Here is a 22,270-nt window from a genome sequence, read left to right on the forward strand (position 1 = left end):
CTAGGACGATCAGCGCGCTGTGCCGCACATCACACGGGTACCCCGGGCCTCACCGCAGCGAGGCGACCCCCGGCGGCGGCAGCCCGGCCGTCGAGGCCAGCAGCACGCACCACGCCTCCAGGTGCGAGGCGAGCCCGTCCGGGTCGAGCGGCGTCCACGAGGCCCGCAGCTCGACGTCGGCGGCCGGCGGCTCACCGGCCAGGTCGCCGAACCGGGTGGAGAGGGTCTGCGTGACCGTCCCGCCCGCCGCGACGTGCCCGGCCCCGGCGGCCGTCAGGGCGTCGATCAGCCAGCTCCAGCTCACCTCCGGGAGCAGGACATCGGCCGCGATCTCCGGTTCGACGTCGGCACTCACGTAACTGACCAGCCGGAGCTGGCCTTCCCATGCCGGGTGACCCGCCGGGTCGTACAGCAGCACGAGCCTGCCGGTCGCCACTTCCTCGTCCTTGCGGAGCACGGTCGCGCTGAGCGCGAAGGCGTACGGCGCGAGCTTCTTGGGAGCGACGATCTCCTCGAGCAGGATCTCGGCGCGGGGGTGTACCGCTCTGAGCCCCTCGACCGCCCGGCGGAACGGATCGGGGAGCGCGGTCGTCTGCGCCATGAATCGCAGCATAGGCGTACGCCACGGCCGGCCGGGGGCACGCCGCGCCGACGCGGGCGGCTCATGCGACGATGGCCGGGATGAGTGCTTTCCTGAACGCGGTACGCCGCGAGCCCGCCTCGCACACCCCGGTGTGGTTCATGCGCCAGGCTGGCCGCTCGCTGCCGGAGTACAAGAAGATCAGGTCAGGGAACCGGATGCTCGACGCGTGCCGGGACCCCGCGCTGGTCACGGAGATCACCTTGCAGCCGGTCCGGCGGTACGGTGTCGATGCCGCGATCTTCTTCAGCGACATCGTCGTGCCGGTGGCGGCGGCCGGGGTGCCGATCGACATCAAGGCCGGCGTCGGGCCGGTGCTCGACAGCCCGGTCCGCACGATGGCCGACGTCGAGGCGATCCGTGAGCTGAGCCCCGAGGACCTGCCGTACATCACGGAGGCTGTCCGGCTGCTCGTCCGTGAGCTGGGCGAGGACACCCCGCTGATCGGTTTCGCCGGCGCCCCGTTCACCCTGGCCAGCTACCTGGTCGAGGGCGGCCCGTCCCGGACGTACGTCAACACGAAGACGCTGATGTACGGCGCTCCGGACGTCTGGCACGCGCTGTGCGCGAAGCTGGCCCGGATGGCGCGGGTGTTCCTGGAAACGCAGATCGCTGCGGGCGCGCGGACGATCCAGCTGTTCGACTCGTGGGCTGGCGCGCTGTCGGAGGCTGACTACCGCCAGTTCGCGATGCCGCACTCGGCGGCGGTGCTCGACGGCCTGCGCGTGCCGCGTATCCACTTCGGAGTGGGCACCGGGCACATGCTGGAAGCGATCGGTGAGGCTGGCGCGGACGTGGTCGGCGTGGACTGGCGTACTCCGCTGGATGTCGCCAGCGCCCGGCTGGGCGGCCGATACGCGGTCCAGGGAAATCTGGACCCCACTGTCCTGTTCGCTCCGGCGGACGTGGTGGAGCGCGAGGTCCGCCGGGTGCTCGCTGAGGGCGCCAAGGCGCCGGGGCATGTGTTCAACCTCGGTCACGGCGTGATGCCGGACAACGATCCTGACGTGCTCAAGCGGGTCGTGGACCTGGTCCACGCCGGGCTGTAAGGCCTCAGGTCCAGCCGTGTTCCCTGGCGTCGGAGGCCAGGCCGGAGTTGTGCAGGGCGTGCAGTCCCGCCTCGTCTCCGGTCAGCTTCCGGGCCACGGCCGTGGCGAGTTCGACGGAGCGGTGCGGTGCGAGGTTCAGCATGGTGAGGGCGATGCCCCACCAGTAGGGCTGGGGTTCGTCGGGGTGGGGGCCACCGTGGGAATACCAGTCGGCGAGTCCTTCGACCAGGTCCTCGCCGGGCCCGTCGGGGTCGGTGAGCCGCAGGGCCGCGCAGACCCGGCCGACGTCGGCCGGGGCCCAGCCGTCGAGGTGGCCGCGGATCGGGGTGTGCAGGCTGGGGTCGCCGAGCGCTCCGGCGGCCTCGATCTCCATCAGCCAGACGCTGTCGCCCGCCAGGGCCTTGTGCAGGGCGGGCAGCGCGCGGGAGTCGCGGCGCTGGGCGAGGCCGAACAGCGCCTCGCAGCGGGTCTCGTTGTCGGGGTCGGTGAGCCGGGCGGCGAGGGCGTCGCGCAGCTCGGGGGTGTCGATGTCCGGACACTGCGTACCGAGGGCGAAACACGCCCAGTCCCGCACGTCGGGGGACGGATCGCTGGTCAGGCGGAGCAGCGCGGTGATCACGGACTGTGGTTTGGGGTCGGCGAGCAGTGGCAGCTGCGCCGCGACGGCCTGGCGGACCTGGGCGTCCCGGTGCTCGGCGAGGCCGAGGATGACGGGGAGCTCCAGAGGGTCTTCGCAGGAATAGACCGCGGCGGCCAGCTCGGCGGCCGGCGTCAATGGATCATGGGCTAGAGCTGCGATATTCACACTCCGAGTCTGATCCATCCGAGGGCGGTCGGCTAGTGGCTTTTCGTTACGCGAGGAGGTCGGGTTGGCACACGTCGTAGTCATCGGCGGGGGTATCGCCGGGTTGACGGCCGCCTACCGGCTCCGCCAGCGCGACCCCGGGTGCCGGATCACGCTGATCGAGCAGGCGCCCGAGCCGGGCGGGAAGCTGCGGGCGGGTTCGCTGGCCGGGGTGCGTGTCGAGGCTGGTGCCGAGGCTTTCCTGGTACGGGACCCTGCGGTCGCCGACCTCGCGGCCGAGCTGGGCCTGGCGGTCGTGCACCCGGCCCGGGTACCGGCGGCGCTCGCCCTCGGTGGCCGGCTGCTGCCGATCCCGGCCGGGACGCTCGTCGGTGTGCCCGCGGACACTTCGGCACTCGGGGATGTGGCCACTGCCACGCCGGAGCCGGCGACGACCGGCCCGCTGCTCGCGGCCGGGCAGGACGTGTCGGTGGGGGAGCTGGTCCGGGCGCGGTACGGCTCGGAGGTGGTCGACCGGCTCGTCGACCCGATGCTCGGTGGCGTGTACGCGGGCCGGGCCGACGGGCTCTCCCTCGCGACCACGCTGCCCACGCTGGCGGCTGCCGCCCGGACTCATGACACGCTGGCCGGTGCCGTGCGCGCCGCGCTGGGTACGAGTGCAGGCCCGGCCACCGGCCTCGCTGCGGGAGCCGGGGCGGCACCGAGCCCCAAGCCGATCTTCGGGACGATCGAGGGCGGGATGTCTGCCCTGGTCAGCGCCCTGGTGGACGCGGCCGGCGCCGATCTGCGCCTCGGCCTGCCGGTGCGCGGCCTGCATCGGACGGCCAGCGGCTGGCGGCTCGTGATCGGGGCCACGCGGTCCCCGGAAACCCTCGAAGCCGATGCCGTGATCCTCGCCGTCCCGGCCCGCCCGGCCGCCCGGCTACTGCACGAGGTGAGCCCGGAGGCGGCCGCCGAGGTCGGCGTACTCGACTACGCGAGCGTCGCGCTGGTCGCTCTGGCGCTGCCCGGGGTGGTCATGCCGGAGCTGTCGGGCTTCCTCGTACCGGCGCCGGAGGGCTTCGCCACCAAGGCCGTCACCTTCATCGACCAGAAGTGGCCGCATCTGGCGGCCCCGGACCTGGCGCTCGTCCGGGCCTCGGTCGGCAGGTACGGCGACGAGCGGGTCCTCCAGCGCCCCGACGGGGACCTGGTCAGCCTGGTCCGCACCGAACTGGCCGTGCTGCTGGGCCGCGACCTCCCGGTACCGGTCGACGCGACCGTCCGGCGCTGGGGCGGGGCGCTGCCGCAGTACGCCCCGGGTCACCTCGACCGGGTCCGCCGGGCCCGCGAGGCTCTGGCCGGCCTGCCGCTGGCCCTGGCCGGCGCGGCGTACGACGGAGTGGGCATCCCGGCCTGCGTCCGGTCGGCCGGGAGGGCAGCCGAGCAGATTCTCCACTGAGGATGGTGTTGACTCTCCACCGGCGGGAGACCGGAGGGTGGTCGCATGGACGGCGAGCAGGAGTTCTACAGCATCGGGGACCTGGCCCGGCGGACCGGCATGCCGGTCAAGACGATCAGGTTCTACTCCGATACCGGGCTCCTGCCGCCGGCCGGCCGTAGCCACGCTGGCTACCGCCGGTACGACCTGGACGCCCTCGCGCGCCTCGACCTGGTGCGCACCCTGCGGGAGCTCGGCCTCGGCCTTGCCGACATCCGCACGGTGCTCGACCGGGAGCGGAGTATCGCCGAGGTCGCGGCACTGCACGCCGAGGCGATCGGCGCGCAGATCAACGTGCTGCGGTTGCGCCGGGCCGTGCTGCGGGCGGTCGCCAAGCGGGGATCAGACCCGAAGGAGATCAACCTCATGAGCAAGCTGGCTCAGCTGTCCGCTGTGGAACGCAAGCGGATCATCGAGAACTTCCACGACGAGACGTTCGACGGTCTCGACATCCACCCCGACTTCGCGGCCAAGTTCCGCGGGGTCGTGCCGGAGCTGCCCGACGACCCGACCGCCGACCAGGCCGAGGCGTGGATCGAGCTGGCAGAGCTGGTCGCCGACCCGGGCTTCCGGGCGCGGGTCCGGCGGATGGCGCAGGTCCACAACGACACCCGCAAGTCCGGCGAGCACCAGGCGGCGTACGAGGGCTGCGCCAGGGCCGGTGCCCAGCTCGGCGAGCGCAGCGTCGCCGCTGTCGAGGCAGGCGTCGACCCGGCGGGCCCCGAGGGGCAGGCCATCGTCACCGAGCTGGTCGCGCTGTTCCTGGAAGGGCACGGTGGCCAGGACACGCCCGAGTTCCGGGCCTGGCTCGCCTGCCAGATCGAGGAGGGCTCCGACCAGCGGGTCGACCGGTACTGGCGGCTGATCAGCCGGATCAACGGCTGGCCGCCCCGCGAGTCCCGGCACGACCACTGGGACTGGATGCTCGCCGCGCTGCGTACCTGAGCCGCCGCGTCACAGCGGGGCGAGGCGGCGGGGGCTCGCCGGGGCGTACCGGGCAAGATGGGGGTATGACCAACCCGAACGCTTCCCGGATCAAGGAACTCAACGAGACCATCCGGTACACCGCCTGGTCGGTGTTCAAGGCCACCGCCCCGCTGCCGGCCTTCCGTGAGGAAGCCGCCGCCGAGGTGGAGGAGGTCTTCGCGCAGTTCGCGGAGAAGGATCTGACCATCCGGGGCACGTACGAGGTCTCCGGGCTGCGGGCCGACGCCGACCTGCTGGTCTGGTGGCACGCGCCGGACAGCGACACCATCCAGGACGCGTGGGCGGCGTTCCGGCACACGAAGCTGGGCCGGGTGCTGACCCCGGTGTGGTCGCAGTTCGCGCTGCACCGGCCGGCCGAGTTCAACAAGAGCCACATCCCGGCGTTCCTGTCGGGCGAGGAGCCGCGCAAGTACGTCTGCGTGTACCCGTTCGTCCGCTCCTACGAGTGGTACCTGCTGCCGGACGACGAGCGGCGGGCGATGCTGTCCGAGCACGGCAAGATGGCCCGTGAGTACCCGGATGTCCGGACCAACACCGTGGCCAGCTTCGCGCTCGGCGACTACGAGTGGATGCTGGCGTTCGAGGCCGACGAGCTGCACCGGATCGTCGACCTGATGCGTCACCTGCGGGCCTCGGACGCGCGCCGTCACGTCCGTGAGGAGATCCCGTTCTACACCGGCCGGCGCCGCCCGCTGGCCGAGATCGTCGCGGCTCTTCCGTAGCGGACCCGGGGCGGTCAGCCGAGCGTCACGAGCGCCAGGCTGGCCGCCACGGTCACGGCGGCGACCAGGGCGGCCATCCGCAGGCCGTACCGGACGAGTTCCGGCTCCTCGCCGTCCCGCGCGCCGCCCGAGATGGCCAGCACGAGCAGCACGATCGGCATCGACGCGAACACGGCGTGCCCGGCGGTGCTGTTCTGGATGGCGGCGAAGGCCAGCGGCTCGCCCACCCCGGTACCAAGTGTGGTCTGCATGGTCATCATGAGCGCGTTACCACCCACATTGGACCCGGTGAGGTAGCCGGACACCATGCCGAGCAGCGGCGCGGCCCCGGCCAGCGCCAGCACGCTCGACGACGGCAGCGCGGCCCCGATCGCCTGGATCATGCCGCTGCCCACCATGAGCTGGGCCATCACCGTGAATCCGGCCAGGGCCAGCACCGGCTTGTACCCGCGCAGGACCGTCGCCTTCAACGCCGGCCCGGCCAGCCTGCCCCCGCCGAGGATCAGCACCGTCGCGCCGAGCGCCAGCCCCGGCGAGCTCAGCGGGGCGAAGGACACGCCGCCGGCCTTGATCGCCAGAGCCGACACCGGAACGCCTGCGAACGGCAGCATCCGGATCAGGAACACCAGCCCGAGCACGATCGCGTAGGGCCGGACGGCCGCCCACGGCGGGGCACTGACCGAGGCCCCGTGCCCCTTGCCGAACAGCAGCAGCCCGGCGGCTGTGGTCACGACCCCGGCCAGGATGCCGGCCGGACCCTTACAGGCATCGATCCAGTGGTCAAGTCCTAAAAGGACGGAGCGATTGTGAGGCTGTCCACATTGGGCGCATTACTGATCATGGGAACGTGCGGGATATCATCCTCCAGGAATTCCGGCCCGCAGACGGTGAAACCGTGCCGCAGGTAGAGCTTGACCGCGCCGGTCTGCGCGTTGAGGACGAAAGTCCGGCCTGGCCCCGTCGCCAGCGCCGCCTCCATCAGCCCGTCGGCCACGCCCTTGCCCCGCCACGCCGGATCGACCACGACCCGGCCGATCCGCAGCGTCCCGTCCGGCTCCTCCAGCACCCGCAGGTAACCCGCGATCTCCCCGGCCTCGCCCGCGTAGACGTGCCGGGTGCCCCGCTCGGTGTCGCGGCCGTCGAAATCCAGGTAGACGCAGTTCTGCTCGACGACGAACACGGCGGAGCGCAGCCGGAGCACGGAGTACAGAATGTAGGGGTCCAGATCCCCGAAGAGGCAGGTCTTGATGATCACGAGCCGAGAGTACTTCCTGCCCGCCCTGAACGGGACGTTCCCTGACAAGCCGGACGCCGTCCGGGCCGGGGGTGAGCAGGTCTCCTGGGCGCGGCTGCGGGAGCGCGCCGAGCGCACGCCGCTCGCGCCGGCCATCGCGGTCATCGCCCGCCCCGATCTGGACACCATCGCCGCCATCACCGGCGCGATCCTGGCCGGCGTCGCCGTCGTGCCGATCCCGCCCGACTCCGGCCCGCTCGAACGCGAGCACATCCTCACCGACTCCGGAGCCGGCCTGCTCATCGACGGCACCGAGGTGACCGAGCTGCCCGGCGGGAAAGATCCGGACGCCGCGCTGCTCCTCTACACCAGCGGCACGACCGGCGCTCCCAAGGGCGTGCGGCTGGGCCTCGACGCGCTGGCCGCCGGGCTCGACGGCCTGGCCGGGGCCTGGCAGTGGACCGCCGGCGACACGCTCGTCCACGGACTGCCGCTCTTCCACGTGCACGGCCTGGTCCTCGGTGTGCTGGGCGCGCTGCGTACCGGCTCCCGGCTCGTGCACACCGGCAAGCCCACGCCGCAGGCATACGCCCAGGCCCAGGGCACCCTCTATTTCGGTGTACCCACGGTGTGGTCCCGCGTCTGCGCCGAGCCTTCCGCCGCTGCGGCACTCCGCCCGGCCCGGCTGCTCGTGTCGGGCAGCGCCGCCCTGCCGTCCACTGTGTTCACCGCGCTCGAAGGGCTGACCGGCCACCGGCCCGTCGAGCGGTACGGCATGACGGAAACCCTGATCACGATCAGCGCCCGGGCTGACGGCGACCGCCGCCCCGGCCACGTCGGTACCCCGCTGCCCGGCGTGCTGACCCGGCTGACCGCCGAGGGCGAGCTGGAGATCGGCGGGCCGACGCTGTTCGGCGGGTACCTGAACCGGCCGTCTCCGTTCACTGTGGACGGCTGGTTCCCGACGGGGGACATCGCGGCGGTGGAGGACGGGCAGTACCGGATCGTCGGCCGCGCCTCCACCGACCTGATCAAGACAGGTGGCTTCCGGGTCGGGGCCGGAGAGGTGGAGAACGCGCTCCTCTGCCACCCCCGGGTGCGCGAGGCGGCCGTGATCGGCGTACCCGACGACGACCTCGGTCAGGCCATCGTCGCGTACGTGGTCGGCGAGGACGTGACAGAAAGGGAACTGATCGATTTCGTGGCCGGCCAGCTGTCGGTACACAAAAGGCCGCGCAAGGTCCGCATCGTCGCTGACCTGCCCAGGAACGCACTCGGTAAAGTCCAGAAGCAGCAGCTTCGCTGATCTGGCGGGTGTGCCGTAGGCTTGGCGGCCGTGGATAGTGAAATTCACGCCGGTGATAACGGAGACCCCGCCAGCGAGCCGCCGCCGGCGCACAGAGACCGCAAAAGCCGGAATTTCTGGATCTGGGCCAGCGCCGTCGCCGCGATTCTCGCAGTCGCCGCGACGGCGGGTGTTTATCTGGTACTGAAAGATGATTCCACGGGTTTGCCCGGTGCGGCCGAGTCGGCCACCGTCACACCGGACAGCCGGCCGGGCAACGGCGCGGCCCCCGCGCCTTCCGAGTCGGGCAAGGGCTCGGTGGGCACGAAGCCCAGTACTTCCCCCAAGCCCTCCGGCACGGCCAAGCCCCCGGCGTCCGCACTGGACTACTGGCCGAGCGAGGCCAACACCGGAGTCCCGAAGGGCACGGCGCTCAAGCCCTCCGGCAGCATCACGGTCACCAAGTCCGGCACCGTGATCGAAGGCCTTGAGGTCACCGGCTGCATCACCATCAAGACCAGCAACGTGACGATCCGCAAGACGAAGATCAACGCGGTCGGATGCGGCGTCAAGACGGACCTCGAAGGCACCTACAAGAACGTGCTCGTCGAGGACGTCGAGATCGACGGCAAGGGCGACCTGAAGCTGTGGCTGATCGGCTGGACCGGCTTCACCTGCCGCCGCTGCTACCTGCACGGCGGGTTCTCCGGCGCGCACCCCCGGTCCAACACGGTCATCGAGGACTCGTACATCATCACGACCTCGCCCGGCGGCTCGTCCGAGGGACGGCACCTGTCGGGGATCGGCTTCCACGGCGGCAAGGGCATGGTCATCCGGCACAACCGGGTCGAGTGCCCGGTCGACGGCTGCTCGGCGGCCCTGTCCCTGTACGGGAACTTCGAGCTCGTCGAGGACGTGCTGGTCGAGGACAACTACTTCCACGGCGGCTCCTACTGCACCTACGCCGGCAGCGTGCAGAGCAAGCCCTTCCCGTACGCGAAGAACGTCCGGTACCTCAACAACGCCTTCTCGAAGATGGGCGTCGAGCCCTTCCCGAAGTGCGGCCGGCACGGGCCGGTCACCTCGTACGAGCACGGCAACGGCAACGAGTGGACCGGCAACTACTGGTTCGACGAGAAGAAGACCCCGATTACGATCAAGTGATGACCCGGTACGCGGCCCTGCTCAGGGGCATCAACGTCGGCGGCAACAAGAAGATCGCGATGGCTGACCTGCGCAGGCTGCTGGCCGCCCTCGGGTACTCCGAGCCCGCCACCCTGCTCCAGAGCGGCAACGCGGTGTTCGGCAGCGAGGAGACCGACCCGGCCAGGCTCGCCGCGGCCCTGGAGAAGGGCATCGCCAGCGAACTCGGCCACGAGGTCGGCTGCCTCGTCCTCACAGCAGCCGACCTGCACCGGGTCATCGACGCGAACCCGATGCCGGACAAGGCCGCCGAGAACGGCTCCCGGTACCTCGTGACCTTCCTGTCGGCCCCGCCGGAGCCGGAGCGCTTCGCCGACATCGACCGCGACGAGTACCTGCCGAACACCTTCGCCTTCGGCACCCGCGAGATCTACTCCTGGTACCCGGAGGGGATCAGCGCGACGAAGCTCTCCGAGCTGGTCGGCCAGAAGAAGCGCTACGCCCCCGGCGTGGTCGCCACGGCCCGCAACTGGAACACGGTCACCAAGCTCCTCGCGCTGCTGGAGAGCTAACGGATCGGCGCGCCGGAGCTGACGTGGAAGTGCAGGTGCTTGGAATCCTGGTACCTGCCCAGATTCGTCTGGACCGACGCCGCCCCGTGCTCCCGGTTGACCTGGCCGGCGACCTGCCGGACGACCGCGAGGACGGCGAGCAGCCCCTCGTCTCCGGCGTCACCAAGGTCCACAAGGGACGGGACGTGCCGCTTCGGTACGACGACGATGTGCACGGGCCAGTACGGCCGGGTGTGGTGGAAGGCGAGCACGTCGTCCGTCTCGGCGACGACCTTCACGGGTGTCCGGCCGCTGAGCGCCTCGTCGCAGTAGAAGTCGGTCGTGCCGGTGACGTGGGAGACCAGGGCACCGGCGGCCGTCCCGAGCGGGTCGCCTGCCGTGCTGTCCACGACGACCAGCTCCCAGGGCTGGGCGCGCAGCCCTGCCAGCGTGATCGCCCGCTCCCGTTCGAGGGCCTCGCACCAGCCGTCGCCTTCGCGCTCGATCGCGCGGGCCGGGGCGGCCGGCGGCTTCCCGTCCAGGTACACGATGGCGGGTTTCAAGGGGGTGAGCAGTGAGCTGAGGCTGGACAGGAAGCTGCTGATCGCGGCCTCGGAGTGCCCCCACGCGACCAGTGAGGCCGTGAAGGGCGCGAGCGCGTCGGTCAGCAGCACGTCGGGCGGGTCGGCCAGCACCGCCTCGACATGGCCGGCCATCGCGGACAGGATCGTGGCAGGCGCGATCCGGCCCGTCTCCCTGAACTCGGCGGCGAGCGCCGCGAACTCTGGCCGGCTGAGGATCTCCTCCTCGCGGAAATGATCGACGCGGAGCCCGAGCCCGGACCAGTGCGCGGCGAGCCCGTCGCACAAGGTCGTCTTCCCGATACCCGGTGCGGAACCAGCGACAGCGATCAGGACAGTCATGACGACGCCTCCGTGAACACGATCTCGGACGTGGTGGCCTCGGGCGCGGCGAAGGCGATCAGCCGCTCGCCCTCGGCGGCCAGTGCCTTCTCCTGGCCGGCCGTCAGCGGCTCGAACGCCTCGACGAGCAGCGTGGCCAGGCCCTTCTTCCCTGTCAGCCGCCACATGCCCCTGACCATGCCGTCCACCAGGAACGTCGCGCGGATGACAGCGTTCTTCCCGAAGATCGGCATCCGGTACCTGTCGGCCATGATCCGTGATTTGTCGGCGTAGGCGAGCAGCATCTGGTCGAACTCGGCGAGGAACAGCACCGGGGGAGCTGTGTCCGGCCGTGGCGCGTCCGGCAGGTCGAACAGCTCGGCCCCCTCGGCGCTCCGGAACGTCACGAGCCGTGGCCGGAGCCGGTCGAAGACCTCCTTGAGCTTGGTCAGCCCCGACCAGGCCTGCGCGTCCTTCACCGTCGCCGGGCCGAATGCCCCGAGATAGCGCAGGACCATGTCGTCCAGCGAACCGGCCTCGGGTGCCTTGCCAAGCCAGGACTCGATGGTCGTGAAGGCGGCCTGGCCGCTGACCCCCCACAGCCCGCGCGGCGGGACCTGCACGAGCGCCAGCCGCTCGCGGGCCGCGGAGGCCAGCGCCCGGTGGTCACGGTCCGGCCAGCGCCGCCCCAGCAGCGGGCCCAGCTCGGCGATGGTCCGTGGCTGCTCCTCGACCAGCTCCCGCGCCGCGGCCGCGATGTCATCCCAGTCGATGCCCTCGAGAAACTTCCCGTACGTCGACCGGAAGGCCCGGTCCAGCACCGGCTGGATCAGCGGCCGCCAGGCCAGCGCGTCTGCGGCGGAGACGAGATGGATCGTGCCCCGCATCAGCGTCAGCCGGACGATCTCCTTGCTTTCCACCAGAGTGGACAGATCACTCTGGTGGAAGCCCGCCAGCCGCGCCCACAGCCCGGTGTACGGCGGGTTGGGAGCCTGGGCCTGCAGGCCCGCCAGCCGCTCGACAGCCGTCAGCACCGGCAGCTCCGCCCGGCCGAGCAGCAGCTGGCGGGCCAGCAGCGCCCGGTTGAGCGCGACGTTGTCCATGATGGTCTGGCCGATCCCCGTCCTGCGATCCATGCGGGAAAGCCTAGTGGCCACCTACGACAAACCGGGGACTGCGAAGATCGATCAGCAGTACAGGCCGAGGTCGGTGGGCTTCGGCGTGCTGGCCCGGGCGTCGAGCGGGCGCTTGCCCTCGGTCGCCCAGCCCTCCCGTACCCAGTACTCGAAGCCGCCGATCATCTCCTTCACCGGGCGGCCCAGCGCCGCGATCTTCATGGCGGCCTTGGTCGAGCCGTTGCAGGCCGGGCCCCAGCAGTACGTGACGATCAGCGTGCCGGCCGGGATCGCGGCCAGGCTCTCCTCGGTGATCTCGCCCAGGTGGATCGCGCCCGGCAGGTGTGACTTCGTGTAGTTGCCCTTCGCGCGGGTGTCGACGAGGACGAAGTCGGTTTCGCCGTTCTTGAGCGCCTGGGCCACGTCGGCCGGGTCGGTCTCGTAGGCGAGCTTGCCGGCGAAGTGACGGAAGGCGTCGGCGGGAGCGGCGGCGGGGTGTGCGGTAACCGGTGTCGTCATACCGGGAAGTCTTCCGGGCGGCCGGGCGGCCAGACAGTGGCGCGAACGCCCGGTACCGCTAACATCTGGCCACATGAAGATCAGCAGCAGGCCGCACCGGGTCGCCGTGTGGACGTACGAAGGGATGACGCCCTTCGAGTTCGGCGTGGTGGTGGAGGTGTTCGGGCTGCCCCGGCCGGAGATCGGCGGCCCCTGGTACAGCCTCGACGTCTGCTCGGCCACGCCCGGCCAGCCGATGCGGGCGGTCGGCGGATTCGCCCTGACCGCCGATCACGGCCCGGAGGTGCTGGCCGCCGCTGACACGATCATCATTCCCGGCGTACCCGACGTGCGCGCCGACCCGCACCCCGCCCTCGTCGCGGCCCTCCGGACCACGAAGGCCCGGCTGGTGTCGATCTGCTCGGGTGCCTTCGCGCTGGCCGGCGCCGGGGTGCTGGACGGCCGCCGGGCCACGACCCACTGGCGGTACGCGGACCTGCTGGCCCGCCGCTATCCGCAGGTGACAGTCGACCCCGGCGTCCTCTACGTCGACGAGGACGACGTCATCACGGGAGCCGGCAGCGCCGCCGGGCTGGACGTCTGCCTGTACATCGTCCGCAAGGACCACGGGGCGAAGCTCGCGAACACGGTCGCCCGCCGCCTGGTCATCCCGCCGCACCGGGAGGGCGGCCAGGCCCAGTTCATCGAGTCCGCCGTACCGGAGCCCGGCCCCGGCGACCCGATCGCCGCCAGCATGGCCTGGGCACTGGGCCGGCTGTCCAGCCCGCTGACCCTCGCCGACATGGCCAGGGTGGCGTGCCTGGCGCCGCGCACGTACCAGCGCCAGTTCGCGGCCAGGGCCGGCACCAGCCCGATCCGGTGGCTGATCGCCCAGCGGATCACGGCGAGCCTGCCGCTGCTGGAGTCGCCGGGCCTGGGCGTGGAGGAGATCGCGGCGATGGTCGGGTTCGAGTCCCCGGTCACGTACCGTCACCACTTCACCCGGGCGCTGCGCACCTCGCCCTCGGCATACCGCAGGGCCTTCACCGGCACGTAAGGATTCTGGTGGCCGCGTCGCATACGGTTGTGGGTATGGACAAACTGCCGAGTACTGAAGCTGAATGGCGTGAGCGGCTCACCCCGGAGGAGTTCCGGGTGCTCCGCCAGGCGGGTACGGAGGCGCCGTGGACCGGCGAGTACACCGACACGAAGACGCGCGGCGTGTACAGCTGCCGGGCCTGCGGTGCCGAGCTGTTCACCAGCGAGACCAAGTTCGACTCGCACTGCGGCTGGCCGTCGTTCTACACCCCGCTCGCCGAGGACCGGGTGCGCTACATCGAGGACACCTCGCACGGCATGCGGCGCGTCGAGGTCCGGTGCGCCACCTGCGACTCGCACCTCGGGCACGTCTTCGAGGGCGAGGGCTACGCCACGCCGACCGACCAGCGCTTCTGCATCAACTCGATCAGCCTGACGCTGGTACCGGCTGAAGAGGCTACGGAATAGCGGCACCGGAATAGCCGGGTCCCCGCCCGCCGCATGCGGGACTTCTGTCGCGATTTCCCCATTAACGTCCGCATTGGCCAGGGCCACCGCGACCACACGTCAGGACTGCGCTGACCCCGCAGCACGGGGAAAGGCAGCCGTGGCCAGGCCGCGGCTGCCTTCGCGATTAGTCCCTAGTGGACTTCGGCCGGTTCGAAGAGGATGCGGCAGCGCAGCCGCCGGAATCCGGTCCTTTCCAGTTCGGCCAGTACCCGCACGCGATGCGCGTCCACGTCGGCGACGACCTCCCGGGCGCCACCAGCCTCCAGCACCCTGACCGCCTCGACCAGCAGGTCGCCGCGCGCACCCGGATCGAGCAGGCCGAGGTACCCGAGCATCGGATAGCAGACGTCTCCCGCCGTCCCGGCCAGGCCGGCCGGCTCCCCGCCGTCGAGGGCGACGAGCCAGTTGCCGACCGGCCCCCTGAACCAGGCCAGCGGATCGGCCGCCAGGTCGACGCCGCCGGCAGCCTGGGCGATCTCGGCTCCGGTGAGTACGTCGGGCTCGGCGATCCTGGCGACCAGCGCGTTGATCTCGGCGGCGTCGGTGGCCGGGCGGACCGTGTACCGGCCCGAAGCCTCCGGCAGCGGCGTACCAGCCCACGAGAACCGCACCCGCTCCCCGCCCTCGGTCAGCCCAGCGAGCCGGGCGGCCTCCAGCCGGGGACCCGCGACGGCGAGCACCTCGGGCCGGCGTCGCCAGTGGGCGGGCAGGGCGGCGTAGTACTTCTGCGGGCCGCCCAGCGCCTCGTGTGCCCTACGCAGCAACGCCGCGCCCACCTCGGCCTCGGCGGCCAGGTCGAAGCGTTCCAGCCACGGCGAGCCGGACGAACCAGGCGGCAGGAGCCACGCGGCCCTGGCGACGACCTTGCCATCGCGTATGGCGACCCAGGTCCGCTCGGGCACGTACCCGCCGCCGGCGATCCCGTCCGCGTATCCCACCTGCCGCAGCTCGGGCAGCGGATCGGGCATGGAGTCGAACAGATCCTCCTCACCAGCGGCCAGCTGGCGGAAAACAACATCGGCGTGGGGCATGACGAGTTCGGTCATGGTGGAACCTCCGGAAAGCGAACGCCCCGGTCAGATCCGCGTAGACGCCGGAACGCGGGAGGGGCGCAGAACATCGGACATTGTTCTGACCTCCTCTCTCACTCAACGGCGTGCCCGGAAACCTACTAGATCCACTTTCCCCCCGCAACGCCGCCCCGCCTGGAGGTCCACTTCGGAACTCGCGCTCCGCGGCTATCCTGGCCGCCATGCCAGGCACCTTCCTGTACTGCGCCGACCCGCTCAACCCGCGCCGCACCGACCCCCACTTCGCGGCGGAGGCTGCCGCCGTCCGTGACCTCGGCGGCACGGTTCACCTGGTCGACCACGACGCGCTGCTGTCCGGCGATCCCGGAGCCGCCATCCGCCGGGTCCCAGCCGGCACCGGCCCGTTCTGGTACCGGGGCTGGATGGTCCCCTCGGCTCGCTACGCAGGCCTCGACGCCGCTCTGGGTGGCCGCCTCGTCGTCACGCCCGCCGGCTACCAGGCCGCTCACGAGCTGCCCGGCTGGTACGAGACCTTCGCGGATGTCACGCCGGCCAGCGTGTGGCTGCCGGCGCCAGTGACCGCAGGGGAGGCTGGAGCGCTCGCCCTGCGGCTCCCGCCCGGCCCTGGCCTGGTCAAGGACTACGTGAAGTCCCGCAAGCACGAGTGGGCGGCGGCCTGCTTCATTCCCGACCTCCGAGACGGCGGGGCCGTGCGGGGGACAGCTGCCCGGTTCCTGGAGTTGCAGGCCGGTGACCTGGCCGGTGGGCTGGTGCTCCGGGTCTTCGAGGATCTGCGCGGGGAGCGCGGCCGGGCGGCTGAGGCCCGCGTGTGGTGGGTCGACGGGGAGCCGGTTCTGGTCGGCCCGCACCCGGACACGCCAGCCGGTCATCCTGTGCCGGAGCTCGCCGCGATCGGTGACTGTGTCCAGGTTTTCGGCCGCCGGTTCGTGACCACGGATGTCGCCCAGCACTCTGACGGCCGGTGGCGCGTGATCGAGGTCGGGGACGGTCAGGTCAGTGATCTTCCAGCGGGTACTGACTGCTCGCCGGTGCTGAAAGCGCTGGTCGGGGCCCCTCCAGGAGGCTGGGAGCGCACATAGAAAGTTCCCAGGTTCGGCTCAGGCCTGGCACAGGCACCCGGGTCACGATGAGTGCAGGACGCTCACCCAGGGAGAGATATGAAGAAGAAGATCCTGGTAACGGTAGGTATTGGCGCAGTTGCCGCCGCGGCGCTCGCGGTCCCGGCCGTGGCCTGGTCAGCGGACGGCGACCGGCCGGCGGCCAAGCCGGGCATCGCGGCCGAGCACCGCCGGCCGGGTAAGGGTGGCGGCGCGGACGCCGAGGCGCTGGCTCAGGCCCTCGGGATCGACAAGGACAAGGTCCAGGCGGCGATGAAGAACATCCGCAAGGGCGATCGCGAGGAGCACCTGAAGAACCTCGCCAAGGAACTCGGCGTCACCGAGGACCAGCTCAAGGCGGCGCTGGAGAAGCTCAGGGGCCAGCACGACGCCAAGCGCGAGGAGAAGCTGAACGAGCGGCTCAAGGCGGCGGTGTCCAGCGGCAAGCTGACCCAGGCCGAGGCAGACGCCGTGCTCAAGGCGCACAAGGCCGGCGTGCTGGGCCCGCAGCACAAGTAGGAACCGGCGGCACAGGCACCCGCGCAGCTCCCTCGCGCGGGTGCCTGTGCCTGCCTCCGCTCGCTCTAAGATGGACCGATGCGGACGGCAGTCGTTATCGGAGCTGGCATCGCCGGCCTCGCAGCAGCCAGGGTGCTCACAGACCGGTTCGACCAGGTCGTCGTGCTCGACCGGGACACGCTGCCGGCCGAGGCCGTGCCCCGGCGCGGCGTCCCGCAGGGCGCGCACGGGCATGTGCTGCTCCTGGCCGGTCAGCGCGCTCTCGACGGTCTTTTCCCCGGCCTGCTTTCTTTCCTGGTACGCGAGGGAGCGACAGACTTCGACCCCGGGCAGGACCTGTCGATCTACCGGTACGGCATCATCTGGCCCCGTGCGGCCACCGGCATGCGGCTGCTGTCCTTCAGCCGCCCGCTGCTGGAGCTGACCCTCCGCGAGCGGCTCCTGGAGGGCTCCCAGGTGGAGATCCGTTCCGAGGTCGCGGTGTCCGGCCTGGTGGCTGGCGAGTCCGGCCAGGTGACCGGCGTCCGGCTCGACGACGGCAGTGTCCTGCCAGCCGAGCTGGTCGTCGACTGCTCGGGCCGGGGCAGCCGGTCGGACCGGTGGCTGGCCGCGTTCGGGTACCGGGGCCCGGCCGTCTCCGAGGTGAAGATCGGCGTCGGGTACGCCACGCAGCTCTACCGCCGCTCGCCCGGCGACCTGCACGAGGGCGAGGCGGTGTTCGTCATGCCGACCGCGCCGGGCGGCAAGCGCGCCGGGCTCGTCCTGCCGATCGAGGGCGACCGCTGGCTGATCTCGCTGGGCGGCTGGCACGGCGCGTACCCGAAGGACGAGGCTGGCTTCGCCGAGCACGCCAGCAGCCTGCCGCACCCGGCACCGGCCCGCCTCCTCGGCTCCTGCGAACCCTTGTCCGACCTGACCTGCTACTCCTTCCCGTCGAGCCGCCGCCGCCACTTCGAGGACGTGACCCGGGTCCCGGGCGGGTACGTGGCCCTCGGCGACGCGATCTGCAGCTTCAACCCGATCTACGGCCAGGGCATGACCTGCGCGGCTCTGGAGGCGGTGGCGCTCGGCGAGCTGCTCGACGAGTACCGTTCCCCGTCACCGGCCCTGTCCGCCGCCTTCTACCGCCGCGCAGCCGAGATCATCGCGACCCCGTGGCAGTTCGCGTCCGGCGGCGACTTCGCGTACCCGGAGACCCTTGGCGACCGCCCGCGCGGCATCGGCCTGCTCAACAAGTACTCCCGTCAGATCCAGCTCGCCGCACAGGTCGACCTCGATGTCCGCAAGGCGTTCACCGGCGTGCAGCAGATGGTGCTTCCGCCGTCCGTCCTCAAGCGACCGTCGATGATCTGGAACGTGCTCCGCGCGGCCCGCAAGGCCCCGGGCCGCCGGGCGCTGAGCTGATTTCCGTTGCGGGGTAAGGGATGTGTCGCCTAGGGTTCCGGGCGTGGCAAAGCTGAATCAGATCATCGCCGTTGAAAAGGGCATCAAGAGCAAGTCCTTTCATGACCTCACCGAGGCCCACCACGCGGTGCAGAAGCCGGCTCTGCTGTCCGGCATCTCCCGGACGTACCAGCCGAAGGATGAGGAAGGCGAGCAGCTTCCGCCGGAGTCGACCAAGGTGCAGACCCGCGCGGAGGACGTGCTCCGCCAGGTCGGGGCCGGGCTGGCCAAGCTCTTCGACGTGACGGCTTCCAAGGACGCGACCAACGCCGTGGCCAGGGCCGACGTCCGTGTCGACGACCGCGTCCTGCTGTCGGACGTGCCGGTCACCTACCTGCTCTTCCTGGAGAAGCAGCTCACCGACCTGCACACGTTCGTGAAGAAGCTGCCGGTGCTCGACGCCGCCGAGTCGTGGTCGTTCAACGACTCCGCCGACTGCTGGTCGACCGAGCCGGTGAAGACGATCCGGACCAAGAAGGTGCCGCGTAACCACGTCAAGGCCGAGGCGACCGAGAAGCACCCGGCCCAGGTCGAGGTGTACTACGAGGACATCGCCGTCGGGTACTGGACCACGGTCAAGTTCTCCGGTGCGCTGCCGGCCAAGCGGGTCTCCGAGCTGCTCGACCGGGTCGAGAAGCTCCAGCACGCCGTCAAGTTCGCCCGTGAGGAGGCGAACAACACGGAGGTCACCGACCGCCAGGTCGGCGAGAAGGTTTTCGGGTACCTGTTCAGGTAGTCCGATATGGACGCCCCGCGGGAGCGCGGGGCAGGGCCGCCGGACTGGCGGCCAGCAAGCTGAAACTGAGACGTTCAGCCTGACCAGACACGGTGTCAGCTGGTGGTTCGACTCCACCCTCGGGCATTCCACGCCTGAGTAGCCCAAGCCGGTAGAGGCGGCCGTGATGAAACTCAGACTATCGCTCCAGATTCAGCATTCGCCGCCGAACTCCAGATCGAGCACGCGAGGACTCACTGACGCCGAGATGTAGGTTCGACTCCTACCGCGCCCGCCACAGGGGCGCATGGTCTCAACGGTAAGACGCGGCGTATGAGCAGACTGATCCGCGCGTTTAAACGTGCTGGGGTGCGCAATTGGGTGGCATCACGAAGGCCGGGGGCAGGCTACGCCCCCGGCCTTCACCTACAGGCACCAGTCACGCATCGGCCGCGTCCACGAGGAGCTTGGCCAGTTCGCGTGGCTGGGAGAACATCGGCCAGTGACCGGTGTCCATCGTGACCAGCTGCCAGTGTTCGCTGGCCAGCAGTTCTGCCACGTCGTCGCTCGGTGCCGCTCCGCTGAGCAGGCATTTGACGTATGTCACCGCGAACTCGCCCAGCGGCCGTGGCAACCTGGCCGCCTCGGTCAGGGTGGCACCCGGTTGCGGCGTCGAACCTTCCACGATCCGGGTGATCTGCTCGCCGGTGAGGCCCTGCCCGTCGAAGTCGGCCTCGGTCAACGGCGGCCAGAAGCCCCCGTTCCCGGCGAGGGAAGCCGTCAGCATCGCCTGCCCGCGTTCTGACCAGCTGGAGGCGAACGAAGCACCGTCAGCCGGGACGTTGGAGTCGACGAAGACCACCCGGGTGAGGCGATCGCCGATCAGCTCGGCGGCCTGCCCGGCGGGGATGCCGGCGTAGCTGTGCCCCACAAGGACGACGTCGCGCAGGTCCAGCCGTTCGACGTGGTCAACGATGTCCTGGACGTGGGTCTGCTGCCCGGCGGGTACGCCACGCTTGTCGGCGAGCCCCGACAGCGTCAGCGCGTGCGCGCCGTGGCCCGCCGCCCGTAGCTCGGGAACCACCTCGCTCCACGCCCACGATCCCAGCCACGCGCCCGCCACCAGTACGAATTCAGCCACCGCGGGAATCTAGCGCAAGATCCCGAGGCCGGCGACCCCAGCGTCTCGCTGGAAGGTTCCGTCCAGCCAGCAGAACAAAAGCCACGAACTCAGGTCAAAAGCTTTTCCTCCTGTACCGGGGAATCGGTGTCTTCCTCTGCCGCCTGTTCCGGCTGTGGTGGCTCCGCCGGAGCGGGTGGCTCGCTTGTGGTGAGCGCCCGGGCTGTCAGGCCGGCCAGTACGGCGGCGAAGAGGCCCGCGCCCAGTGCCCACCACCAGAAGCCCTGGTAGACGGAGGCGAGGACCAGGCCGAGGCCGAGGCCGGCCAGGAAGCCCAGTGTCAGGGTCGTCCGGGGCCCGAGGTGGAGCCGGGGGAAGCGGAGGACGATCAGGACCTCCAGCCACGTACCGCCGACGGCGAGCGGGACGATGCCGATCGCGTCCACAACGGACATCTCATGACCGGGGCTGATCCTGAGCACGGCCGTGCCCTCGACGCTCGCCGGCATGGCCAGCACCGCCGTGCCGAAAGCGAGCAGCAGCAGGGCAATCGTGAACTGCGCGCGAATCGCCATGCCCGCGAGTATGACCTTGCGCGGCCCGGGACAACAGCCCGGGCCGCGAACCTGGCTCAGAGGTTGTCGAGCGTCTCGACCGCCGCGGCCGAGAGCTTGAGATCTCCGCCGGCCATGTTCTCCTCGAGGTGCTTCACTTTGGACGTACCGGGGATCGGCAGCATCACCGGCGTGCGCTGGAGCAGCCACGCGAGGGCGACCTGGGCCGGGGTGGCCTCGTGTTCCCTGGCGATGGCGTCGAGCGGGCCGCCCGGCCGGGCGAGCTCGCCGGTGGCGATCGGGTGCCAGGGGAAGAAGCCGATGTTGTGGGCGGCGCAGTGGTCGACAACGTCCTCCCAGTCCCGCTGGAGCAGGTTGTAGATGTTCTGCACGGTCGCGATCGGGACGATGGAGCGGGCCAGCTCGATCTCGGCCACCGTGACCTCGGAGAGCCCGATGTGCCCGATCTTGCCCTCGGCGCGCAGCTCGGCCAGCGCCTCGAACTGGGCCTCCGCCGGGTAGCGGACGTCGATCCGGTGCAGCTGGTACAGGTCGATGCGCTCCAGCTTGAGGCGGCGGAGGCTGCCCTCGACCAGGCCGCGCAGCTCGCCGGGCGGGGCGTGCCGGGCCCACTGGCCGGGGCCGGGCCGGGTCAGCCCGCCCTTGGTGGCGATCACCAGGCCCTCCGGGTAGGGGTGCAGGGCCTCGGCGATCAGCTCCTCGGAGATGTGCGGCCCGTACGAGTCGGCGGTGTCGATCAGGTTGACGCCCAGCTCGACCGCGCGACGGAGCACCCGGATGGCCTCCGGCCGGTCGGCGGGCTCGCCGTACCAGCCCGGGCCGGTGATCTGCATGGCGCCGTATCCGAGCCGGCTGACCGGCGTCACTCCATCTAGGACAAAGGTTGAACTCATCCCCGGAGGATAGCCGCGGTGGCGGAATCCGGAATCGGCCGCGCAGCTGAATGGGGTGGGGGCGAGAAGCGGCGAGCCCCCGGCGCCGGGCCGGGGGCGGTCGCTGGTGGTGCTATCTCGTCTCCCCGGCGAGGAAGGCCGCGATGGCCAGGCCGAGGAGGATGGCGCTGCCCGTCGTCCCGCCGGTCACGATGACCGCGGAGACGGCGTCGTGGTCGCGCACCCACGAGGCGAGGCCGGTGAGCCCGCCGAGTAGTGCGGAGCCCTGGAAAATGTGCAGCAGTGCGGTTGTTCTCTTCACGTCGTTCCTCTCCATCGGCCGTGATGCGGACAGACCTCTCCCCCAGAAGTGAGGGCCATCCGTTGTGATCACGAACGATGGAGTTGTGGACGTGCTACCGAGCACTGTCTCATGTGCTCACGGGCCCTGGCTGTCGGCTAGCCGACTGTGAGCTTGTAGCCCTCGTGGCTCTTGGTGAAGCCGAGCCGGTCGTAGAAGCGGTGGGCGTCCGTGCGCCTCTTGTCGGTGGTGAGCTGGACGAGGGTGCAGCCGTGCGCGGTGGCCTCCGCGATCAGCCACTCGAAGAGCTGCTGGCCGAGGCCCTGGCCGCGCAGGTCGGAGCGGATCCGGACGGATTCGATCAGCGCGCGTTCGGAGGCGTTGCGGCTCAGGCCGGGGATGTAGGTGAGCTGGGCGCAGCCGATCAGTTCGCCCTCGCGCTCCACCACGATCATCCGGTTGCGCGGGTCGGCGGTGATGTCGGCGAGGGCCTTCTTGTGCTGCGGGCCGCACGGTATCTCGCGGGAGGCGCCGAGGATGTCGTCGGCCATGAGGGCGAGGATGGCTGGCAGATCGGCGGGTACCGCGTCACGGAAGATCATGATCTTGAGCCTATC

General features: G+C 70.8%; 26 protein-coding genes. 13 read left to right on the plus strand and 13 right to left on the minus strand.

The window, feature by feature from the left end; translation table 11 throughout:
• Positions 1–49 precede the first annotated feature (49 nt).
• Positions 50–601 carry a DUF3000 domain-containing protein gene (locus A3G1_RS0128430; protein WP_018352903.1) on the minus strand — a complete coding sequence of 184 codons (552 nt, stop codon included), beginning with the start codon at positions 599–601 and terminating at the stop codon, positions 50–52.
• A 71-nt stretch (positions 602–672) separates the two neighbouring features.
• On the opposite strand from A3G1_RS0128430, the gene hemE reads away from it, so the two are divergent.
• The gene (hemE, locus tag A3G1_RS0128435; RefSeq protein ID WP_018352904.1) at positions 673–1,689 is read left to right on the plus strand and encodes a uroporphyrinogen decarboxylase; all 1,017 of its coding nucleotides are present in this window, start codon (positions 673–675) and stop codon (positions 1,687–1,689) included.
• A 4-nt stretch (positions 1,690–1,693) separates the two neighbouring features.
• Here the strand turns inward: hemE and A3G1_RS40925 are convergent, their stop codons facing one another.
• Complete coding sequence (locus tag A3G1_RS40925; RefSeq protein WP_169437621.1) at positions 1,694–2,494, minus strand: HEAT repeat domain-containing protein; 801 nt, start codon at positions 2,492–2,494, stop codon at positions 1,694–1,696.
• A 64-nt stretch (positions 2,495–2,558) separates the two neighbouring features.
• Between A3G1_RS40925 and hemG the strand changes: the two genes are divergently transcribed.
• The 3 genes from hemG to hemQ all read left to right on the plus strand — a co-directional run bounded on the left by hemG (position 2,559) and on the right by hemQ (position 5,683).
• A complete protein-coding gene (gene hemG, locus A3G1_RS0128445) occupies positions 2,559–3,935 on the plus strand; it encodes a protoporphyrinogen oxidase (RefSeq protein WP_018352906.1) in 1,377 nt (458 codons plus the stop codon).
• Positions 3,936–3,980: 45 nt separating this feature from the next.
• Positions 3,981–4,919: a MerR family transcriptional regulator gene (locus A3G1_RS0128450; RefSeq protein WP_018352907.1), complete on the plus strand. Its 939-nt coding sequence runs from the start codon at positions 3,981–3,983 to the stop codon at positions 4,917–4,919.
• A gap of 65 nt (positions 4,920–4,984) precedes the next feature.
• Positions 4,985–5,683 carry a hydrogen peroxide-dependent heme synthase gene (gene hemQ / locus A3G1_RS0128455; RefSeq protein WP_018352908.1) on the plus strand — a complete coding sequence of 233 codons (699 nt, stop codon included), beginning with the start codon at positions 4,985–4,987 and terminating at the stop codon, positions 5,681–5,683.
• Between the two features lie 14 nt (positions 5,684–5,697).
• Here the strand turns inward: hemQ and A3G1_RS0128460 are convergent, their stop codons facing one another.
• Together A3G1_RS0128460 and A3G1_RS0128465 are read right to left on the minus strand one after the other, a co-directional pair.
• Positions 5,698–6,414: an L-lactate permease gene (locus tag A3G1_RS0128460; RefSeq protein WP_018352909.1), complete on the minus strand. Its 717-nt coding sequence runs from the start codon at positions 6,412–6,414 to the stop codon at positions 5,698–5,700.
• A gap of 56 nt (positions 6,415–6,470) precedes the next feature.
• The gene (locus A3G1_RS0128465; protein WP_051110702.1) at positions 6,471–6,938 is read right to left on the minus strand and encodes a GNAT family N-acetyltransferase; all 468 of its coding nucleotides are present in this window, start codon (positions 6,936–6,938) and stop codon (positions 6,471–6,473) included.
• Between A3G1_RS0128465 and A3G1_RS0128470 the strand changes: the two genes are divergently transcribed.
• The 3 genes from A3G1_RS0128470 (at position 6,931) to A3G1_RS0128480 (ending at position 9,917) form a co-directional block, all read left to right on the plus strand.
• Positions 6,931–8,223 carry an AMP-binding protein gene (locus A3G1_RS0128470; RefSeq protein WP_018352911.1) on the plus strand — a complete coding sequence of 431 codons (1,293 nt, stop codon included), beginning with the start codon at positions 6,931–6,933 and terminating at the stop codon, positions 8,221–8,223. The genes A3G1_RS0128465 and A3G1_RS0128470 overlap by 8 nt on opposite strands.
• Positions 8,224–8,427: 204 nt before the next feature.
• Complete coding sequence (locus A3G1_RS0128475; protein ID WP_018352912.1) at positions 8,428–9,366, plus strand: right-handed parallel beta-helix repeat-containing protein; 939 nt, start codon at positions 8,428–8,430, stop codon at positions 9,364–9,366.
• Positions 9,366–9,917, plus strand: a complete 552-nt coding sequence (locus tag A3G1_RS0128480; protein WP_018352913.1) for a DUF1697 domain-containing protein — start codon at positions 9,366–9,368, stop codon at positions 9,915–9,917. Before A3G1_RS0128475 ends, A3G1_RS0128480 begins: the two co-directional genes overlap by 1 nt.
• Here A3G1_RS0128480 and A3G1_RS0128485 read toward each other — a convergent pair.
• The 3 genes from A3G1_RS0128485 to A3G1_RS0128500 all read right to left on the minus strand — a co-directional run bounded on the left by A3G1_RS0128485 (position 9,914) and on the right by A3G1_RS0128500 (position 12,432).
• A complete protein-coding gene (locus tag A3G1_RS0128485; RefSeq protein WP_026212667.1) occupies positions 9,914–10,261 on the minus strand; it encodes an HIT family protein in 348 nt (115 codons plus the stop codon). The two genes, A3G1_RS0128480 and A3G1_RS0128485, sit on opposite strands and share 4 nt — an antisense overlap.
• 554 nt (positions 10,262–10,815) lie before the next feature.
• Entirely contained in the window at positions 10,816–11,934 is a 1,119-nt protein-coding gene (locus A3G1_RS0128495) for a winged helix DNA-binding domain-containing protein (protein ID WP_018352915.1), read from the minus strand.
• Between the two features lie 51 nt (positions 11,935–11,985).
• Positions 11,986–12,432, minus strand: coding sequence for a rhodanese-like domain-containing protein (locus A3G1_RS0128500; RefSeq protein WP_018352916.1), 447 nt, complete (start codon positions 12,430–12,432; stop codon positions 11,986–11,988).
• Positions 12,433–12,505: 73 nt separating this feature from the next.
• Between A3G1_RS0128500 and A3G1_RS0128505 the strand changes: the two genes are divergently transcribed.
• Both A3G1_RS0128505 and msrB read left to right on the plus strand, forming a co-directional pair.
• A complete protein-coding gene (locus tag A3G1_RS0128505; protein WP_018352917.1) occupies positions 12,506–13,468 on the plus strand; it encodes a helix-turn-helix domain-containing protein in 963 nt (320 codons plus the stop codon).
• Between the two features lie 29 nt (positions 13,469–13,497).
• Positions 13,498–13,917, plus strand: a complete 420-nt coding sequence (gene msrB / locus A3G1_RS0128510; RefSeq protein WP_245563614.1) for a peptide-methionine (R)-S-oxide reductase MsrB — start codon at positions 13,498–13,500, stop codon at positions 13,915–13,917.
• A gap of 173 nt (positions 13,918–14,090) precedes the next feature.
• On the opposite strand, the gene A3G1_RS0128515 is transcribed toward msrB, so the two are convergent.
• Positions 14,091–15,005: a hypothetical protein gene (locus A3G1_RS0128515; RefSeq protein WP_018352919.1), complete on the minus strand. Its 915-nt coding sequence runs from the start codon at positions 15,003–15,005 to the stop codon at positions 14,091–14,093.
• A 206-nt stretch (positions 15,006–15,211) separates the two neighbouring features.
• Here A3G1_RS0128515 and A3G1_RS0128520 point away from each other — a divergent pair, with 206 nt between their 5' ends.
• The 4 genes from A3G1_RS0128520 (at position 15,212) to A3G1_RS0128535 (ending at position 18,806) form a co-directional block, all read left to right on the plus strand.
• Positions 15,212–16,090 carry an ATP-grasp domain-containing protein gene (locus tag A3G1_RS0128520; protein ID WP_018352920.1) on the plus strand — a complete coding sequence of 293 codons (879 nt, stop codon included), beginning with the start codon at positions 15,212–15,214 and terminating at the stop codon, positions 16,088–16,090.
• Positions 16,091–16,168: 78 nt separating this feature from the next.
• The gene (locus tag A3G1_RS0128525; RefSeq protein ID WP_018352921.1) at positions 16,169–16,627 is read left to right on the plus strand and encodes a Clp protease N-terminal domain-containing protein; all 459 of its coding nucleotides are present in this window, start codon (positions 16,169–16,171) and stop codon (positions 16,625–16,627) included.
• Positions 16,628–16,705: 78 nt separating this feature from the next.
• Positions 16,706–18,031 (plus strand): NAD(P)/FAD-dependent oxidoreductase, encoded by a 1,326-nt coding sequence (locus A3G1_RS0128530; protein ID WP_018352922.1) that lies wholly within the window; start codon positions 16,706–16,708, stop codon positions 18,029–18,031.
• 43 nt (positions 18,032–18,074) lie between these two features.
• Complete coding sequence (locus tag A3G1_RS0128535; protein ID WP_018352923.1) at positions 18,075–18,806, plus strand: DUF7873 family protein; 732 nt, start codon at positions 18,075–18,077, stop codon at positions 18,804–18,806.
• 418 nt (positions 18,807–19,224) lie between these two features.
• Here A3G1_RS0128535 and A3G1_RS0128540 read toward each other — a convergent pair whose 3' ends face one another.
• The 5 genes from A3G1_RS0128540 to A3G1_RS0128560 all read right to left on the minus strand — a co-directional run bounded on the left by A3G1_RS0128540 (position 19,225) and on the right by A3G1_RS0128560 (position 22,255).
• On the minus strand, positions 19,225–19,926 hold the full coding sequence (locus tag A3G1_RS0128540; protein ID WP_018352924.1) for an alpha/beta fold hydrolase: 702 nt from the start codon (positions 19,924–19,926) through the stop codon (positions 19,225–19,227).
• 89 nt (positions 19,927–20,015) lie between these two features.
• On the minus strand, positions 20,016–20,480 hold the full coding sequence (locus tag A3G1_RS0128545) for a hypothetical protein (RefSeq protein WP_018352925.1): 465 nt from the start codon (positions 20,478–20,480) through the stop codon (positions 20,016–20,018).
• A gap of 56 nt (positions 20,481–20,536) precedes the next feature.
• Positions 20,537–21,373 (minus strand): aldo/keto reductase, encoded by an 837-nt coding sequence (locus A3G1_RS37290; protein ID WP_040480098.1) that lies wholly within the window; start codon positions 21,371–21,373, stop codon positions 20,537–20,539.
• A gap of 112 nt (positions 21,374–21,485) precedes the next feature.
• Complete coding sequence (locus A3G1_RS0128555) at positions 21,486–21,674, minus strand: hypothetical protein (RefSeq protein WP_157641463.1); 189 nt, start codon at positions 21,672–21,674, stop codon at positions 21,486–21,488.
• 137 nt (positions 21,675–21,811) lie between these two features.
• Positions 21,812–22,255, minus strand: a complete 444-nt coding sequence (locus A3G1_RS0128560; RefSeq protein ID WP_018352928.1) for a GNAT family N-acetyltransferase — start codon at positions 22,253–22,255, stop codon at positions 21,812–21,814.
• Between the last annotated feature and the right edge of the window lie 15 nt (positions 22,256–22,270).

Origin of the sequence: Longispora albida DSM 44784, from assembly GCF_000379825.1 — a bacterium.
Lineage (GTDB): Bacteria > Actinomycetota > Actinomycetes > Mycobacteriales > Micromonosporaceae > Longispora > Longispora albida.